This is a genomic window from Pseudomonas sp. LBUM1652 (assembly GCF_059716105.1).
On the sequence record NZ_CP166804.1, the window covers coordinates 4,767,969 to 4,784,751 of the forward strand.

At 58.2% G+C, this 16,783-nt stretch carries 19 protein-coding genes and 2 pseudogenes; 14 read left to right on the plus strand and 7 right to left on the minus strand.

Annotation, left to right across the window (positions count from 1 at the left end; all coding sequences use genetic code 11):
• Positions 1-42: 42 nt before the first annotated feature.
• Together ACA069_RS21470 and ACA069_RS21475 are read left to right on the plus strand one after the other, a co-directional pair.
• Positions 43-273, plus strand: a complete 231-nt coding sequence (locus ACA069_RS21470) for a DUF7683 domain-containing protein (RefSeq protein WP_497615164.1) — start codon at positions 43-45, stop codon at positions 271-273.
• 296 nt (positions 274-569) lie between these two features.
• Complete coding sequence (locus ACA069_RS21475) at positions 570-1,559, plus strand: hypothetical protein (protein WP_497615165.1); 990 nt, start codon at positions 570-572, stop codon at positions 1,557-1,559.
• A 3-nt stretch (positions 1,560-1,562) separates the two neighbouring features.
• Here ACA069_RS21475 and ACA069_RS21480 read toward each other — a convergent pair whose 3' ends face one another.
• Positions 1,563-2,753 carry a hypothetical protein gene (locus ACA069_RS21480; protein WP_497615166.1) on the minus strand — a complete coding sequence of 397 codons (1,191 nt, stop codon included), beginning with the start codon at positions 2,751-2,753 and terminating at the stop codon, positions 1,563-1,565.
• A gap of 100 nt (positions 2,754-2,853) precedes the next feature.
• Positions 2,854-3,669, minus strand: coding sequence for a sulfite exporter TauE/SafE family protein (locus ACA069_RS21485; protein WP_497615167.1), 816 nt, complete (start codon positions 3,667-3,669; stop codon positions 2,854-2,856).
• Between the two features lie 112 nt (positions 3,670-3,781).
• On the opposite strand from ACA069_RS21485, the gene ACA069_RS21490 reads away from it, so the two are divergent.
• From ACA069_RS21490 to ACA069_RS21505, 4 genes are all read left to right on the plus strand, one after another.
• Positions 3,782-4,549 carry an AraC family transcriptional regulator gene (locus ACA069_RS21490; RefSeq protein ID WP_497615168.1) on the plus strand — a complete coding sequence of 256 codons (768 nt, stop codon included), beginning with the start codon at positions 3,782-3,784 and terminating at the stop codon, positions 4,547-4,549.
• A 93-nt stretch (positions 4,550-4,642) separates the two neighbouring features.
• Positions 4,643-4,960 (plus strand): helix-turn-helix domain-containing protein, encoded by a 318-nt coding sequence (locus ACA069_RS21495; protein WP_187679302.1) that lies wholly within the window; start codon positions 4,643-4,645, stop codon positions 4,958-4,960.
• Between the two features lie 42 nt (positions 4,961-5,002).
• Entirely contained in the window at positions 5,003-5,371 is a 369-nt protein-coding gene (locus ACA069_RS21500) for a type II toxin-antitoxin system RelE/ParE family toxin (RefSeq protein ID WP_187679303.1), read from the plus strand.
• Positions 5,358-5,678 carry a helix-turn-helix domain-containing protein gene (locus ACA069_RS21505; RefSeq protein ID WP_187679304.1) on the plus strand — a complete coding sequence of 107 codons (321 nt, stop codon included), beginning with the start codon at positions 5,358-5,360 and terminating at the stop codon, positions 5,676-5,678. Before ACA069_RS21500 ends, ACA069_RS21505 begins: the two co-directional genes overlap by 14 nt.
• A gap of 11 nt (positions 5,679-5,689) precedes the next feature.
• Here the strand turns inward: ACA069_RS21505 and ACA069_RS21510 are convergent, their stop codons facing one another.
• Positions 5,690-6,745, minus strand: a complete 1,056-nt coding sequence (locus ACA069_RS21510) for an MBL fold metallo-hydrolase (RefSeq protein WP_497615169.1) — start codon at positions 6,743-6,745, stop codon at positions 5,690-5,692.
• Positions 6,746-6,960: 215 nt separating this feature from the next.
• Here ACA069_RS21510 and ACA069_RS21515 point away from each other — a divergent pair, with 215 nt between their 5' ends.
• The 4 genes and pseudogenes from ACA069_RS21515 (at position 6,961) to ACA069_RS21530 (ending at position 9,889) form a co-directional block, all read left to right on the plus strand.
• Complete coding sequence (locus tag ACA069_RS21515; protein WP_489878929.1) at positions 6,961-7,569, plus strand: TetR/AcrR family transcriptional regulator; 609 nt, start codon at positions 6,961-6,963, stop codon at positions 7,567-7,569.
• 410 nt (positions 7,570-7,979) lie between these two features.
• Positions 7,980-8,663, plus strand: a pseudogene (locus ACA069_RS21520) (PAS domain-containing protein); the annotation flags it as partial.
• Between the two features lie 108 nt (positions 8,664-8,771).
• A pseudogene (locus ACA069_RS21525) lies at positions 8,772-9,209 on the plus strand (methyl-accepting chemotaxis protein); the annotation flags it as partial.
• Between the two features lie 149 nt (positions 9,210-9,358).
• Positions 9,359-9,889 (plus strand): DUF1003 domain-containing protein, encoded by a 531-nt coding sequence (locus tag ACA069_RS21530; protein WP_401268053.1) that lies wholly within the window; start codon positions 9,359-9,361, stop codon positions 9,887-9,889.
• Here ACA069_RS21530 and ACA069_RS21535 read toward each other — a convergent pair whose 3' ends face one another.
• Positions 9,890-10,831, minus strand: a complete 942-nt coding sequence (locus ACA069_RS21535; RefSeq protein ID WP_489878927.1) for a LysR family transcriptional regulator — start codon at positions 10,829-10,831, stop codon at positions 9,890-9,892.
• Positions 10,832-10,971: 140 nt separating this feature from the next.
• Here ACA069_RS21535 and ACA069_RS21540 point away from each other — a divergent pair, with 140 nt between their 5' ends.
• Entirely contained in the window at positions 10,972-11,670 is a 699-nt protein-coding gene (locus ACA069_RS21540) for a CTP synthase C-terminal region-related (seleno)protein (protein ID WP_497615170.1), read from the plus strand.
• Complete coding sequence (locus ACA069_RS21545) at positions 11,670-11,975, plus strand: antibiotic biosynthesis monooxygenase family protein (protein ID WP_497615171.1); 306 nt, start codon at positions 11,670-11,672, stop codon at positions 11,973-11,975. The genes ACA069_RS21540 and ACA069_RS21545 overlap by 1 nt, the downstream gene beginning before the upstream one ends.
• A 125-nt stretch (positions 11,976-12,100) precedes the next feature.
• On the opposite strand, the gene ACA069_RS21550 is transcribed toward ACA069_RS21545, so the two are convergent.
• Complete coding sequence (locus ACA069_RS21550; RefSeq protein ID WP_401268043.1) at positions 12,101-12,427, minus strand: DUF2025 family protein; 327 nt, start codon at positions 12,425-12,427, stop codon at positions 12,101-12,103.
• 223 nt (positions 12,428-12,650) lie between these two features.
• Between ACA069_RS21550 and ACA069_RS21555 the strand changes: the two genes are divergently transcribed.
• Together ACA069_RS21555 and ACA069_RS21560 are read left to right on the plus strand one after the other, a co-directional pair.
• Positions 12,651-13,778: a glycerophosphodiester phosphodiesterase gene (locus ACA069_RS21555; protein WP_497615172.1), complete on the plus strand. Its 1,128-nt coding sequence runs from the start codon at positions 12,651-12,653 to the stop codon at positions 13,776-13,778.
• Between the two features lie 151 nt (positions 13,779-13,929).
• Positions 13,930-14,235: a PepSY domain-containing protein gene (locus tag ACA069_RS21560; RefSeq protein ID WP_497615173.1), complete on the plus strand. Its 306-nt coding sequence runs from the start codon at positions 13,930-13,932 to the stop codon at positions 14,233-14,235.
• Positions 14,236-14,442: 207 nt separating this feature from the next.
• Here ACA069_RS21560 and ACA069_RS21565 read toward each other — a convergent pair whose 3' ends face one another.
• Positions 14,443-14,889, minus strand: coding sequence for a hypothetical protein (locus tag ACA069_RS21565; protein WP_497615174.1), 447 nt, complete (start codon positions 14,887-14,889; stop codon positions 14,443-14,445).
• Between the two features lie 109 nt (positions 14,890-14,998).
• On the minus strand, positions 14,999-16,621 hold the full coding sequence (locus tag ACA069_RS21570; protein ID WP_401268036.1) for a methyl-accepting chemotaxis protein: 1,623 nt from the start codon (positions 16,619-16,621) through the stop codon (positions 14,999-15,001).
• Positions 16,622-16,783: the final 162 nt, after the last annotated feature.

Below are 16,783 nucleotides of genomic sequence, written 5' to 3' on the forward strand. Positions count from 1 at the left end.
AAGTTCAGGGCAACCCAGCGACGGCACGCGAACAGTAGATCCATGATCTATTTAATCGAGGCATTTTATGAAGAAAGCGGTTTCCTGGCTTTTGAAGAGGAACTCCCAAGTGGATCAGATCAGGCAATAAAAACCATCATGGGTTGGACGGCGGAGCAGGAAGGATGGGAGGGATACGATCTCTCGCACGGACAGCTTGGAGCCTTGGAAAAACTATTGGGGAAGGAAATTTATAACCCTGCTTATAAATTTCAGCTCAGCTGCAATGTGTAACCGATGGTTCTGACGCCGTTAAATGCGGTCGCCAAACAAGTAACCTACAACGCTAAAAATTCGCGTTTGCTGGATTTGGGGCAGCTTCGCTGCCCATCGGGGATAAATCCCCTCACCACAATTGAGATGTGTTGCTGCTGGGTGGATGGGTGTCTGGATTCGTTATTGAGTTGATGCCACCAATCGCCGGCAGGCTGACTCACACAGATTCCGCATCATCCTGAAAACAATCAGTGCAACCCGCGCCGCCTCCCGCTATTAATACCCCTCCCCCACTCAAGGATCCGAGCCCCACCATGAAATTCGATCTCGCCTATTGCCTCGGCCTCGACGACAAGTTGTCGATCTATGACGTTCGCGATCTTAATTTCGATGAGACGGTGGCGTTCGATTCTGCCAAGGAACAGTTCCAGTGCCCCAACGATGCCTGTCGTTCGGCGTTCGATGCGTCGAACGAGTTGGGCACGTTTAACGCCAAGAATGTGAATTACGTGCGCACGCCGCACTTCAAGAATCTGCCGGGCACGCAGCATGTGGCGGGTTGTCTGTATGTGAGTTTGAAGGCGTCGGCGTCTGGCGTTGAGACGGCGGATGGCGAGGGGGAAGACGGGCGGGAGGAGCATTTTCCGTCGGAGTTGTTGCTGACGCGGCGTGAGTATGTGCGTAAGCCTGCCGCGCCCGCGGTGGCGGCGGATGTGTTGCGTGATGATCCGGTGCGGGTGGCGGCGGTGACTGGTAAAGAGTCGGCGAGTCGTGAGACGGCACCGGACAAGACCAGTGTGTTTGCGCATCCGGTGGAGTGTTTTGTGTCGAACTTCGCCGACAAGGAGTTGCTCAAGCGTATGCCGTTGAAGATCGGCGAGCATACGGCGCCGTACAGTTCGTTCTTCAAGAAGGTTGAATACTTGATGGACAACAAGGGGCTGATTTACTGGGGGCGGATCAAGAAGATTGAGGACTTCCACGGGGGGGTCAGCTTTCGTATCGACTTCGAGGACAGGGTCTGGTGGAAGAAGCCTGAAGACAGCAAGAAGAAGCCTTATCCGGTGAGCGTCTATCTGAACAAGAAGCTGATCGACAACTACCGCAAGCGCAAGGCGTTTCTGGAAGAGATCAAGCAGGCGGTCGACAGTGATAAGGCGTTGTTCTGTTTCTTTTATGGCGTGACGCCGGAGTTGAAGCAGGTGCCGGGCAAGAAGAACCCCGAAAAGCCTTTCGAGGTCTTCAATGCCGATATCGAGAACCTGGATCACTTCATCATTCGTGAAGCGCCGGGTTTGGCGTGACGGTCAGCCTTGGGGCAGTTGCAGTTTGACGGCGCCGGGGTGTTGTTTGACTAGCGAGTACGGCAAGACCGACCAGTCTGGTCTGTCGCAAGAGCGCTGTACGCGAGCGAAGTAGGCGCCCAGGTACAAGCCCTTCTCGGTGAAGTACCACGGCGAAGAACCCCAGATGCTTTCATCCGTGAAGTCGCAGTCGTCTTCTTGCGTCGGTTTCTTCATTTCTGTGGGGTACAGGGCGGTGAGTTGCTTGATCAGCCACGGCACCAACTCTTTGCTTTGATACTGATAACGCGCGTCACTTTCGGCCTCGCTCAGAGGCTTGTCACCCAGGCTGTCGCGCTCGGCATGCAGAAGTGGCTTGCCCTCACCGACCCACAGCACATCTTCGAGCGACAACGGGTGGCCGGTTTTAACGTCGATGTTGAGCGGGGAATCACCGAAGTCCGGATGCGCGCCGCCGCAGTAATAGCTGGTCGAGATGTTCAGGCTGACCACGGCTGGCGAGATCATTTTCGGTTCTGCCTGCTGCATGAACTCGACGTTTTCTCCGCCCTGAAGTTGGCAGCCGTGATAGCTGATGACTTCAAGCCAGAGTCTGCCCAGTAGTTGCTGGTTAACCCGCTGTTGATCATCTTTCGACAGGCCGGATTCCACGCTGAACAGAGAGATCTTCGTTTCAGGCTCGGTCCACCATTGCAGGGTGTAGCCCATGAAGTTTTCTTTCTTGGTGGGTTTGAGCTTCAACCCTTGTAGGCGCAAGTATTCATACGCCTCGCCATTGGGCAGTGAGGCAATGACGGGCACGGCATTGGCAGGCAGCGCCGGAAGTTTGGCCTCGGTCAGGTTCACCTGCAGTTTTTTACCCTTCGGACTTTGCCACTCGCCCTGCCAGCCGTTGCCGGTTTCTTGCAGTTTCAAGGTCGGCAGCGGTTTGTCGTCGCCGTAGCGATTGTTGCCTTCGGTCAGGGTCAGCGTGTTGCCTTGCAACGCACCGCTGAGGGGCAGGTCGCGATGGTATTTTTCGTAGAAATAACGGCCGGTCACTTCGCCCGGCTGTTCGGTGTTCAACTCCACCACGATTGGGGTTTTGCCCAAAGTACCGGTGAATACCTGCCGGCCATCTTCTGCGTGAGCGGTGGAAATCAGTGTGAACAGCGCAGCGGCGTAAGGCGCCAGGCGCAGCAGTCCCTTGAGCATGAATCAATCCTTGAAGGAGGCGTTGGCAGCGCCGAAGTGAGATCGGCGCCGGTAAATTCGGGAGTGGATTATGGCGGTGTTGCCTGTAGGAATCGAGACACTACTTGATAGCCATTCCCAGCAGAACGATGACCAACAACCCGATGTACACCCAAGCATGCACCCGATCCGGTATCCGCCCAATCCACGGCGTAGCAATTCGAATCCCTATCAGTGACCCAACCGTCAGCACCCCAAACGCCAGCGGGTCCACATAGCCGACAAACCATGCGCCCAGATCTGTCTCGCTGAACCCGGCCAGGGCCATGTAGGTCAGCGTTCCCGCCAATGCCACCGGCACGCTGAGTGGGTTAGCCATGGAGGTCGCCTGCGACATGCTCAACCCGCAACGGCGCAGGAGCGGCACGGTCATGACGCTTCCTCCTACGCCAAGAAACGTCGCGATGGCGCCGATGCCTACACCGCCGGCGGATGTTTCCGCCCTGCCCAGTCGGCGTGGGATGACAGTGGCAGATTGCGTGATAAATCCGCGCCGTAGCAGGCAGTCGATGATGGTTATCCCGAGGTAGGCGATGAAGGCGTAGCGGATGACTTCGCCACTGACCCACACCGCCGCGATTGCACCGACGATTGCACCCAAACCGATGAAGCCGCCGAGCGGCCACAGATAATGACGAACGAGATTCCCGGCGCGGCGGTGTTTGTCGGTGGCGATCAGGGCGTTGACGATCATCACGCAGGTCGAGGTGGCGACGGCAATGTGCATGGCCGATTGGCTGATGGGGTCGTCGGCGCCGTGGCTGGCGGTGAGCAGACGGAAGAGCAATGGCACTACGACGAAGCCGCCGCCGAAGCCGAAGAGCACGGCTGTTATGCCGGTGAGGCAGCCGAAAAGGGTCAGGAGGAGATAGAACATGAGGCGTCGTCCGTTCGGGTGGAGCGGTCGACAATAGTGAGACTTGGCTTGGCCTGCTTCGGCAAGTCAGCCAATAATGTTTGCGTTTACGCCAACCACTCGGTGCCGCTCGATGCGCAATGTTTCGATCAATTTGCTGGATGACACACCACGACCGGTGGTGGCGATCGGTACGGATTATTCCCACGGTCACCTGTTGCCGTTTCATACACATCGGCGCGCGCAATTGTTGTACGGCGCGACCGGGGTGATGCAGGTCAGCACCCATGACGGCAATTGGGTGGTGCCGCCACAGCGCGCGGTGTGGATTCCGCCCGGGGTGGCGCATGAGGTGTTGATGCTGGGCGTAAGCACTCGCAGTGTGTACATCGAACCCGGGGCGGTGGATTTGGGTGAGCGCTGCCAAGTCATCAATGTCTCGCCGTTGATGCGGCACTTGCTGATGGAAGCGGTGGAAGTGCCATTGGAATATGACCTGAGCGGCCGCGACGGCGCGCTGGTCGATCTGTTGCTGCATGAAGTTGTGCGCAGTGCCCCGCTGCCGTTGCACATTCCGTTGCCGTCTGACGGAAAGCTCCTCGCGTTGTGTCAGAACTTTCTGCATCAGCCGAACGCCCACCAGTCGCCGCAGCACTGGGCTGACCAGTTACACATAAGCTTGCGTACATTCAACAGAATGTTTCGGCAGCAAACCGGATTGAGCTTCAGCCACTGGCGCCAGCAGGCTTGCGTGGTGCAGGCACTGGCGCGGCTGGCGGCGGGTGAAGCAGTGACGCGGATTGCCCTGGATTTCGGTTACGAGAGCCCGGCAGCGTTCTCGACAATGTTCCGGCGCATCCTCGGTCGGGCACCGTCCGTCTGGTTGGAGGCGGCGAATTAGGGCAAATCAAAAAATGCGTTTGATCCCGGCCGAAAACAACTGTACAAAAACACAGTACATTTTCAATCAGCACTCTTGAGCCCGGAGCACACCATGGCCTCTCTTGCGATGAACCACATCCTCGAACGCATTGCCCTTTTCCAGTTCACCCCGACCCACTGCGTGCAGGCCCGAGCGATGCTGGGCTGGAGCGTGGAACAGCTGTCGCGGGAAGCTGAAGTTTCGGTAGCCGACATTCAACGGTTCGAGGCGCAGCAAGAGGTGGCGGATGCGGCGCGTTTGGCGCTGGCGTATCGGTTTGAGTCACGGGGGTTGGTGTTCTTTCCGGGGTTTGCGCCGGGGCGATCAGTGAGTGTTACGAACTCAGCATCGGAGTCTGTGGGGCATGGGGACTACGCCATGGCTGATTGAAAAGGCAAGTTGATCTTTATCCCTAAATAGGTATATTTTCGCATGAGTGCAAGGAAGCCGCTCTTTTGGGTCTGCAGTAGCAAGAAAGATCTCAAGCAGATGCCCACAGACGTACAGGATGTTTTTGGTTATGCACTGGACTTGGCTCAAAGTGGCTTGAAGCACCCAGATGCAAAACCCCTGAAAGGGTTTGGAGGCGCAGGTGTACTGGAGCTGATCGAAGACTTCGACACCAACACCTACCGTGCCATTTATACGGTTCGTTTCGGCAGTGCCATTTATGTATTGCACTGCTTTCAGAAGAAGTCGACTGCTGGAATCAAAACGGCTCAGTCCGACATTGATCTGATCCGAAACAGACTTCGAGCCGCTCAGGATCACGCGAAAGGATCACAACATGATAGAAATTGAAGAAGGTATCGGGAACGTCTACCAAGACCTCGAACTGCCCAATGCCAGTGAAATGCAGGTTAAGTCGCAGCTCGCGGCAAAGATCGGCGAGATCATCAAAGCTCGCCATCTTACTCAGATTCAGGCGTCTGAAATTCTTGGATTATCCCAGCCAAAACTTTCCGAAATGCTGCGCGGGAAATTTCGAGGGATCAGTGAAGCCAAAATGATGGAATGTCTTTCACATCTTGGGCGAGACGTGCAAATCGTAGTGAAATCGGCCCCCCGATCACGGAAAGAGGGCCGAATTGAAGTGGTGTTTGCTTAACCTAAAACTCGTTAAGCGTTCTGAACCACCCCCTCACTCTCCCCTTCAACTCCCAACCACCACGCATTCCCACGTTGCGGCTGAGCGATGTTGAACGCCTCACCCATCTGCGGCGTAGTAATCGAAACACTGCGCTCCCAGGCCAGCGCCAGTATCCGGTCAAACGGTTCATGCCAAGCATGCATCGCCAGATCAAAAGTGCCGTTATGTATCGGAAACAGCCAGCGGCCCTTGAGGTCGAGGTGGGCTTGCAGGGTTTGTTCGGGCTGCATGTGCACGTGCGGCCATTCGACGTTGTAGGCGCCGGTTTCCATCAGGGTCAGGTCGAAGGGGCCGTACTGTTCGCCGATGCGTTTGAAACCGTCGAAGTAGCCACTGTCGCCGCTGAAGAAAATGCGGGTGTCGCCGTCGATCATTACCCATGACGCCCATAAGGTGCTGTTGCTGTCGAACAGGCCACGACCGGAGAAGTGTTGCGACGGCGTGGCGATGAAGCGGATGCCGGCGATTTCCGTGCCTTCCCACCAGTCGAACTGACGAACCTTGCTGGCGTCGATGCCCCATTTGATCAGGGTGTCGCCGACGCCCAGCGGGGTCAGGAACAGATTGGTTTTCACCGCCAGCCGTAGCACGGCCTCGTAATCGAGGTGGTCGTAGTGGTTGTGGGACAGGATCACCGCTTCGATCGGCGGCAACTGGTCGAGGCTGATCGGCGGCTGGTGGAAGCGTTTAGGGCCAGCCCATTGCACTGGCGAGGCGCGTTCGGCGAACACCGGGTCGGTGATCCAGAACTTGTCCTGCATCTTCAGCAACAGGGTCGAGTGACCGAGGCGCCAGACGCTGTGGTCAGGCGCTGCCATCAGGTCTTTGCGGGTCAGCGGTTGTACCGGGATCGCTGCGGCCGGCCGGGTGTTGCGCGGTTTGTGGAAGATCATGTTCCACATGATGCGCAGCATTTTGCGCACGCCTTCGCGTTGAACTGGCGCATGATTGCGGAACAGGCCTTGATCCTGTCGAGAGGCTTCAGGCGTGGAGGTGTTGTCCGTAACAGAAACTGGATTGGCCATGACTGAATGACTCCAGAAAACCGCGCAATTTACGGTTTTCCACGGTGGGACGATAAATGGCCAAGGCACGCACGCATTAGCCGAACTGTCTGTTTTTTAGGTTGCGAGGATTAACGCAACATTACACTCATCGGTGTAGTTTCTAGGTTGCATCAAACGAGATGACAAGTAAACTGCCAAGTGTAATTTCACCCTCTTCCTGCCGAAGCGTACTTATGACAGCTCCACAGCGCCTCACTGACCGTAAACGCGAAGCCATTATTCAAGCGGCGATTGCCGAATTCCGTGCCAACGGTTTCGAGATCACGAGCATGGACAAAATCGCGGCCACCGCCGGTGTGTCCAAGCGCACCGTGTACAACCATTTCCCTAGCAAAGAAGAGCTGTTCGCCGAAATTCTCAACCAGTTATGGGCGCGGATCAGCGCCGAGCAGTCGGTCGCGTACAGCCCTGATCAGCCGTTATCTGATCAGTTGCGACAGATGTTGTTGGCCAAACTGCAACTGATGGCCGATGACAACTTCCTCAGCCTGGCGCGCGTGGCGATTGCCGCGACCATCCACTCACCGGAGCGTGCGCAGAACATGGTCGCGCGCATGGGCGAGCGGGAAGAAGGCCTGACCGTTTGGATCCGTGCCGCTCAGGCTGATGGCCGGATTAAAGCGGTGGACGCGGTTTTCGCCGCGCAACAGGTGCAGGGCCTGCTGAAGTCGTTCGGTTTCTGGCCGCAGATTTCCATGGGTCAGCCACCGCTCGACACCGCGACGCAAAACACCGTGGCCGACTCGGCACTGGAGATGTTTCTGGCGCGTTATCAGCTCTGAATCGCCACTCTCCTGCGCGCTCCTTAGATTGAATGCCTCGGCAGCGATTCCGTTGGAATAAATGACAATGTCCGCCGCAAGATCCGTCCGAAAAAAATACGGCAAAGTATTTCAGGATGAATCTCGCGCTGGGCATATGAGCACTTTCGTACAATTTCGAAACAGCAGTTTCTTGTACAGAACCAATAAGTCTGTATAAGATTCAGTCGTCAGCCTGGATGCTGGCACTTTGCGGTCAATGCCTACATCCATCGGCTTGGCCTGCCCCCGCGGAAACAGGGACACAACCCCAGTCTTTCCCTACTTCCAGGTACTGCGACATGTTCTTTAATCGCCACAAAGCCGCCCTCGATGACCTTCAACACACCCTCACTCAACAAAGTGGCCTGCTCGATGCCATCAACCGCTCCATGGCGGTGATTGAATTCGATCTCGACGGTGTGGTTTTAAGTGCGAACGACAACTTCCTCAAAACCATGGGTTACCGCGCCGAACAAGCGATCGGCCAGCCCCATCGGTTGTTCTGCACCCCTGAGTTTGGTCGCAGCGCTCGGTACAGCGAGTTGTGGTCGCGCCTGAAAAACGGGGAGTTTCAGTCAGGGACGTTTGAACGGGTCGACAGCAAAGGCCAGCCAGTCTGGCTCGAAGCCAGCTACAACCCGATCAAGGATGCCTCCGGACGGGTGGTGAAAGTGGTCAAGTACGCCATGGACGTGACGACCAAGGTGCAGCAGGAAAGCGAGGTCAACGCCAAGTTGGAAGCCATCGACCGGGCGATGGCGGTGATTGAATTCAACCTCGACGGCAGCGTAATCACCGCCAACCAGAATTTTCTGACGCGCATGGGTTACACGCTGACCGAGCTCAAAGGTAAACATCACCGTTTGTTCTGCACCGCAGAATTGGTCAACAGCAGCGTCTATCAGGATTTCTGGCGACGGCTGAATCAGGGTGAGTTCTTTCAAGGCCAGTTCGAACGCGTCGACAAGCGCGGGCAGACTGTTTGGCTGGAGGCCAATTACAACCCGGTTTACGACGCTTCCGGACGTCTGTGCAAAGTGGTGAAATTCGCCTCGGACGTCACCGCCCGGGTCGAACAACACGAGCAAGACGCGCGCAGTGCCAGCGCCGCCTATCACATTTCGGTCGAGACGCGGAAAGTCGCCGAACAAGGCACTCAGGTCATTCAGCAAGCGGCCAGTGAGATGCGTGAAATTGCCCAGGACATTGCCGAGTCTTCGACACTGATCGCACAACTGGGTGAGCGCTCCGAGCAGATCACGGCCATCGTCAACACCATCCGTGGGATCGCCGATCAAACCAACTTGCTGGCGCTCAACGCGGCGATCGAAGCCGCCCGCGCCGGTGAACAGGGCCGCGGTTTTGCCGTGGTGGCCGATGAAGTACGGCAGTTGGCGGCACGCACCAGCGGCTCGACAGCGGAGATTTCCAACATGATCGGGTTGATCCAGACCGAAACTCGCCAGGCGATCAAGAGCATGGACGGCACCCGCGATCGCGCGGCGCAGGGCGTGGAACTGGCGGATCAGGCCGGCACGGTAATCCTGCAGATTCGTGATGGCGCCAGTGAGGCGGTGCAGGCGGTGAGTATGTTTGCCAATGAGCGGGCGCCTGGCTGAGGCTGGAAACCGAGTCGCGGCCATCGCGAGCAGGCTCGCTCCCACAGTGGATTGTATTTCAATGTAGGAGCGAGCCTGCTCGCGAAGACGGTGTCAGCGGCAATGCAGGACTATAGTGGCCTTCAGTCCCAAGCCCTGCCGAGCACACCATGAACAACGAAAAACCCGGACCATCCGCGCCCCCCGTCGATCACCTGCGCTTCCACCGCCCCCACGCCCACCTGAACACAACCTTCGGCAACGACACCTTCGCCCTGCGCGCCGAAGCCTTTGCGCGGTTCTTCGGCACGCCAACCTTTCTTGGCGCGCAAACCCTGATCGTGGTGTTGTGGATCAGTCTCAACGCGTTTGGCGTGACCACGTTCGACGTTTACCCATTCATCCTCTTAAACCTGGCGTTCAGCCTGCAATCGGCCTACGCCGCGCCACTGATCCTGCTCGCACAAACCCGCCAGGCCGCGCGCGACAAAGCACAAGCCGACGCCGACGCCCTGCACCGCGAAGCCCTGGCGCAAGCCAACACCGAACGCCAGGCACAGGCAGCGCAGAACACCGCGCAATTGCTTGAGCTTTTGGAACAGAACACGCGCCTCACCGAGATGACCAAAAGCCTGACCGAACGCATCGAAGGCCTGACCAGCGAGTTGCACGCGCACGTGTGCCAGAACCCACAGCGCTGATCACGGCAAACGCAGCGCCCGCCCGAGTTCATCGAACAACGTGACCACCGAGCGCAATGCCCGGCAATCCGGCCGGGTCAGCAACCACAGCGCCGTATCGTAACCGTGCAGCGGTTCGCTTAACGCCTGCAAGCCATCGTTGATCAAAAAGTCCGGCAACGCCGCCACGCCGAGGCCGGCGCGCACCAGTTCCGTGACCGAAAGCATGCTGTTGCAGCGATAACCCGGGGTCACACCGGGCAGGTGCTGGCGGCGCCAGGCGATGGTCGGGTGATCGGGGAGGAAATCGTCCGGGGCGATCCAGGTCAGTGCGGCCAGATCCGACGCATCCACGTTCTGCAAGTAGCGCGCACTGGCACAGACGCGGTAGGAAATCTTCGCCAATTGCCGTCCGACCAAATGCTCCGGCGGTGTGCGTGTCAGGCGCAGGGCAATGTCAGCATCGCGGCGGCTGAGGTTGGCGAAATCGTTGGAAGTGCTTAATTCGATGGTCAGCGCCGGATAGTTGGGCATGAACTGCGCCAGCGCCGGCAGCAGCAAGCCCTGCAACACCGAGTCGGTGCAGGTCAGCCGCACCGTGCCGCTGACGACTTCACCGCCCTGCTCCACGCCGATCCGCGCGGCGTCCAGTGCCTGCTCGGCGCGTTCGGCCTGCTCGGCCAGTGTCTGCGCAAGCGACGTTGGCAAATAACCGGCGCGGCTCTTTTCGAACAGTTGCTGGCCGAGCGCAGCCTCAAGGCGTCGCACGGCACGGAACACCGTCGAGACATCGACCTTCAACAGCTGTGAAGCCCGGGCCAGAGAGCCGCCACGTACCAAAGCGAGAATCAGCGCCAGATCCGGGTAGTCGAGCCGATAGTGCGTCGGTGCATTGATCACTTGGGGAAACGCCAATATTGAGTGCGTGAGCGCCAATCTATAGTGAGCTCCAGTGATCGACAACTGCACACATTTACTGTGGCGAGGGGATTTATCCCCGATGGACTGCGCAGCAGGCCTTGTTTGAGGGCCGCTTCGCGCCCCATCGGGGATAAATCCCCTCACCACAAAGATTCATCACTGCTTTCAAATAAAGGAAATCCATGGACGCCATTTCCATCGCCCTGATCGGCGACTACGACCCGCAAGTCACCGCCCACCAGGCGATCCCTGTTGCGCTCGGCATGATCGCCGAGCAGACCGGCCGCGATGTGCAATACCAATGGCTACCCACCGATCAAATCCTCGCTGACACTTCGCTGGATCACTTCGATGGCTTCTGGTGCGTGCCGGCCAGCCCTTACAAAAGTGAAGCCGGCGCATTGCGAGCGATCCGTTTTGCCCGCGAGCAACAGCGCCCCTTCCTCGGCACCTGTGGCGGTTTTCAGCATGCGGTGCTGGAATTTTCCCGCAATGTGTTGGGCTGGGCTGATGCTGAACATGGCGAGACTTCGCCCGAATCCGAAAGAGCCGTGCTCACCCCGCTCACCTGTTCGCTGGTGGAAACCGTGGACAGCATTGATCTGGTGCCGGGTTCGTTGATCGCCAAGGCGTACGAAACGTCTGAAATTCGTGAAGGCTATCGCTGCCGCTACGGTGTGAATCCGCAGTTCGAACGGGAGCTTTTCAAACATCGGCTACAGGCGGTGGGTCATGACTCAGCGGGCGACTTGAGGGCAATCGAACTCAGGGATCATCGGTTTTTTGTCGCCACGTTGTTTCAACCGGAACGTGCGGCGCTCATAGGGCAGATGCCACCGCTGGTGCGCGCGTTTGTCGAAGCTTGTGCGGAGGCACGTTGATGACTTTGTGCTTTGCGGTGATTTTTACGTCGACTCGAACCGAGGGTGACAACGGCTATGCCGAGGCGGCTGAGCGCATGATGGAACTGGTTGCCAAACAACCGGGTTTTCTGGGCATTGACTCGATTCGCGGGGCGGACGGCATCGGCATCACTGTTTCTTATTGGGAAAGTGAGGCGGCGATTCTGGCGTGGCGGGAGCATCCCGAACATAAGGTGATTCAGCAGCGTGGGCGGTCGATCTGGTATTCGGCGTTTCAAACGCGGGTGTGCAAGGTTGAGCGCGAGTATCGGTTTGGGCAGTGAGTGCGGCGGCGCACTCACTGGCCTCATCGCCAGCAGGCTGGCTCCCACAGGGGATGTGTGAGCGCCACAGATCCAATGTGGGAGCCAGCCTGCTGGCGATGGCGGCAATAGGGTCACTGCAAATTTCAGCCGCGCACCAGACTGCGCACCGCCACAATCTCCGGCACGTCCTGCTTGTGCATATACACCCGCAACGGCTCGGTGATGTTGATCCGGTCATCGATGTTCTGATCCAGCAGCAACTGAATCAACTCGCGCTTCAACGTCATGGTCGTGTCTGAAACCCGGGCCCAGACGAATTCACTGGTGGGAATGATGCCGTCATCCGCCACGTCCATGCCGAAGGAATCTTCGCTGAAACGCACGATGTACTGACCGGTCTTGCGGTTGAGGCCGACAAAGCCCTTGAGGTCGTCGGCGGCCTGGCAGATGAGTTGGGAGGTGATGCGCATGGTAAACCTCACGAAATGTTGATCGATGGTTTACACGCAAGGCGCAACAGTGGGCGCGTCCTCTGCCGGGACGTCTGCCGTGGGCAAGCGTACTGCAAACAGCGCCACAAAAGTGCAGGAAAAATCGCTTTTAATACGTTTATGTCGGTCTCGCGATAGCACGCAATCGATTCAGTTGTTAAAAGGTACGTCTTTGAAAATGCCCTGCGAAAGGAATTCGAACATGCCCGCCACTTTCACCAAAAGCGCCCTCATGCTGAGCCTGTTGCTCGGTTTCGGTCAGGCGCATGCCGCCAGCCAGACAACGCCCGACGCCGTGGCTGCGACGCATGGCATCCCGCACCCGGCGGTAATCGCCCACCGTGGCGCGTCCTTTGATGCACCGGAATCCACCGCTGCGGCCTACAAGCTGGCCCGCGATCTGGGCGCCGATTACCTGGAAATGGACCTGCAACGCAGCAAGGACGGCGTGCTGTTCGCCCTGCACGACAACAACCTGCAACGCACCACCGACGTCGCCACCAAGTTCCCGGAGCGCAAGGACAGCCCGGCCACGGCTTTCACCATGGCCGAACTGAAAACCCTCGACGCCGGCAGTTGGTACAACAAGGCCTACCCGGATCGCGCCCGCCCTTCCTACGCCGGGCTGAAAATTCTGACGCTGGATGAAATCATCGACATCGCCCAGGCCAACCCGCAGCACAAGCCGGGCCTGTACATCGAAACCAAGGAGCCGCAACTGTTTCCGGGGATCGAGAAAGACCTGAAAGACAAACTGCAGGATCGCGGCTGGCTGAGCCCGGCGGGTTCGAAACTGGCGAAGAGTGCGCTGGGCGTCGGTCAGGGCAAAGGCAAGGTGATTTTGCAGACCTTCGAGAAGAACAGCCTCGAACTGCTGCAAAAGGAAATGCCGCAAGTGCCGAAGATTCTGCTGCTGTGGGTCGGCGAAGGCAGCATCGAGCCGAAATCCAAAGTGACGTTTGCCGAGTCGGGCGAGAAGGACAAGAACGCTTTCTACGGCAAGCAGGAGCCGAAGTCCGAAGCTGAGTTCAAACAGTGGGTCGATTACGCCAAGGCTCAGGGCGCCATCGGTACCGGCCCTTCGGCGAAGCTGACCAAGGGTGGCGATCAGAGCTATTCCGATCTGGTGCAACCGTGGATGAACAAGTACACCCACGACCAAGGCATGCTGGTGCACGTCTATACCGTCGATGAGCCGGTGGACTTCGAAAAAGTAATGGCTGCTGGTGTCGACGGTATCTTCACCAACCGCGCCAGCGAACTGTTGAAGTTCTATAAACGCCCGGCCGCTGCCAGCGTTGATCAGGTGTTGAAGAACAACGGGTTCTGATCGGTAAACCGGGTTGTCCGCATCGCGAGCAGGCTCACTCCTACAGGAGCCCTGCACGCGATGTGGGGTTTTAAGGGTGAATTAAGTTGCGGTGGTTAATCTGAACCCACTTCAACAGAACACGCACTTAAGCAACCCAAGGAACGAACCGATGAAAACTTTGACTGCCCTGTTTACCGCCGCTGCCCTGACGCTGACTGCTGGCCTGGCCCAGGCTGATGTTCGCATCGACCAGATCCCGCAACTGGAGAAGGAAGGCAAGATCAAGTCGCTGGAGTCGATGAACGCCGAAGCCCTGAAGCTGCACCCGGGTGCGACGATCACCGACACCGATCTGGATAACCACTTCAACGGTTATGAGTATGAAGTTGAGCTGAAAACCGCTGATGGCAAAGAGTTCGACGTGGACTTCGACGCCACCACCGGCAAGGTGCTGAGCAACAAGCAAGACACCTGATACACCGCGTACCCAAAGCCGCGCGATCTAATGATCGCGCGGCTTTTTTGTGCGCGACATAACCCCCTGTAGGAGCTGTCGAGTGAAACGAGGCTGCGATCTTTTGATCTTTAAAAACAAAATCAAAAGATCGCAGCGTGCCGCAGCTCCTACAGGATCGGGTGAACGACGCTAAAGCCTGCCCCCACACAGGAAGTGCGCTGACGATCAGACCGAGGTACTGACCAGTGAGCCGGAGGTGCTGCTGTCGGAATCCTGCAACGCCTGCAACAGCGCCGCCGTGGCGGTTTGCAACGAGGCTGAGGTGCTGGAGATTTGCGCCTGTGCCGCCGCAACATCCGCAGCCTTCGCCTCAGCACTTTCCTGCTTCGCCTGCGCCGCTTGCAGCGCCTGTTGCTGTTCCTGCAATTGTTTTTGCAACTCGGCAATCTGCTTGCGCAGCTCTTTCACCGAGTCCGATTCTTCACTGCTGCTGGAACTGCTGTCGCCCGCCGGAGCCGCGCCGCCGCCCGCAGCGACTTTGCTGGTATCGGCCGCTACACCGCTGCTCGTCGTTGCGCTGGTCGAGGTGTCTTCGCTGACGTCTTTGATCGACGTTTTGCTGGTCGCTGTGGTGAGGGTCTGGTTGATCGAAACAGAGGTGATGCTGACCATGGGAATGCTCCAATGCCGGTTATGGATAACCGGTCATCGACCATGGCCGCATTGAATTGAGATCGACTGTGTACCGACTCGGTATCCGAATCGGTACACAGTCAACGGTTCAGGCGCTCAGGCGCGCGGTGACTTCGTTCAGTTGCCCCGACAGCCCATGCAGGTTCTGGCTGGCACTTTCGGTGCGCTGGACGCTCTCGAGGTTGGTGCTGGCGATGGAGGTGATCTCGGTCAGATTGCGTGAGATGTCCTCGGCTACCGACGTCTGCTCTTCGGCGGCGGTGGCGATCTGGCGGTTCATGTCGCGAATCGCTTCCACCGCGTGGGTGATGCGCTCCAGCATCGCGCCGGCCTGGGTGACCTGCTCGACGCTTTCATCGCTGCGAGTCTGGCCGCTATCGATGGCTTGCGCGGCGTCCACCGCGCCGGTCTGCACGCTCTGGATGATCTGGTTGATCTCGATGATCGACTCCGCCGTACGCTGAGCCAGGTTGCGCACTTCGTCGGCGACCACAGCAAAACCACGCCCGGCCTCACCGGCCCGCGCCGCTTCAATGGCGGCGTTCAACGCCAGCAGGTTGGTCTGCTCGGCAATGCCGCGAATCACTTCCAGCACCTTGCCGATACGGCCGCTGTCGGCTTCCAGACGACGGATCACCGTGGCGGTGTTGGCGATTTCGCCGCGCATCTGCGTGATGGTGTGAATAGTGCTTTGCATGACCTTTTCACCCTGCTGGGCGGACTGGTCGGCATCGTCGGCAGCGCGCGCCGCATCGGCGGCGTGACGCGCCACTTCCTGGGCGGTGGCAGACATTTCGTTCATTGCCGTGGCCACCTGATCGGTGCGGTTGAATTGCTCGTTGGTGCCGCCGGCCATGGTGGTGGCGATGGCGTTCAACTCGCCGCTGGCGCTGTCCAGGTCACTGGCACTGCGCTGCAAACGGGTGAAGGTTTCAGCGAGGAAATCGCGCAGCGTATTGGCGGCGGCGGCGAGGTTGCCCAATTCATCCTGACGGTCGCTGGACACGCGCTCGGCCAATTTGCCTCGGCTCAACTGGGTCACGTAATCAATCAGCTTACGGATCGGATCGACCAGATTGCGGTTGACCAGCCACAAGCTGAGCAGACCAATCAGCAAACTTGAAGCAAGCATCACCAGGGTGCCTAGCAATACCGTGCGATCAGCCTCGGCACTGATCAGCGCCGACTGCTCGGTGCCCTGTTTGCGCAACTCGGTCACCAGTTCGCTCATCTGCTCGCTGGTCGCGCGGTCGACGCCTTTGACAGCGACGTCGCCCGCCGTTGGATCGCCGCCCGCCGCTACATAGGCGTCGCGACCCTTCTGGTAAGCAACGCCCAACTGACGGTGCTCGTCGCGCAAACGATCGATACGGTTTTTCAGACTTGGCTCGATACCTTTCTGGCTGGCCAGTTCGCCGAGGATGTTCTGCACATCGCGCTGACGGTCTTCGAACTGGCCCCAGTACTTGGCCAGGTCTGCCGGTTGCTTGCCGCGCAGCAGGACGTTTTTCCATTCCTGCACCTGCACCTTGAATTGCAGGTTGGCTTCGTCGATCAGTTGCGAAGTGTGCAAGGGGCCTGCGATCAACTGGCTGTAGCTTTGCACGCCGTTGGATAGGAAATGGAAACAGGCCAGCGCGATCAACAGCATCGCCAACAGGCTGCCACTCAGCAGGGCGAGAATTTGCGCTCTCAGGGATTTTTGCAGCATCGCAGGTACTCAAGACAGGGATGAGGCACGCCCGAAACGAGCGTGAAATGGTGCGGACTTCCCTGTCAGCGAACCTTGGCCCGTGGCCAATGGCGCGCAACCTAATGCACCTGTGATCGGCGTTCCAGAGCGCTTCTTGAGAAAAATCCGACCGCCGGTAAG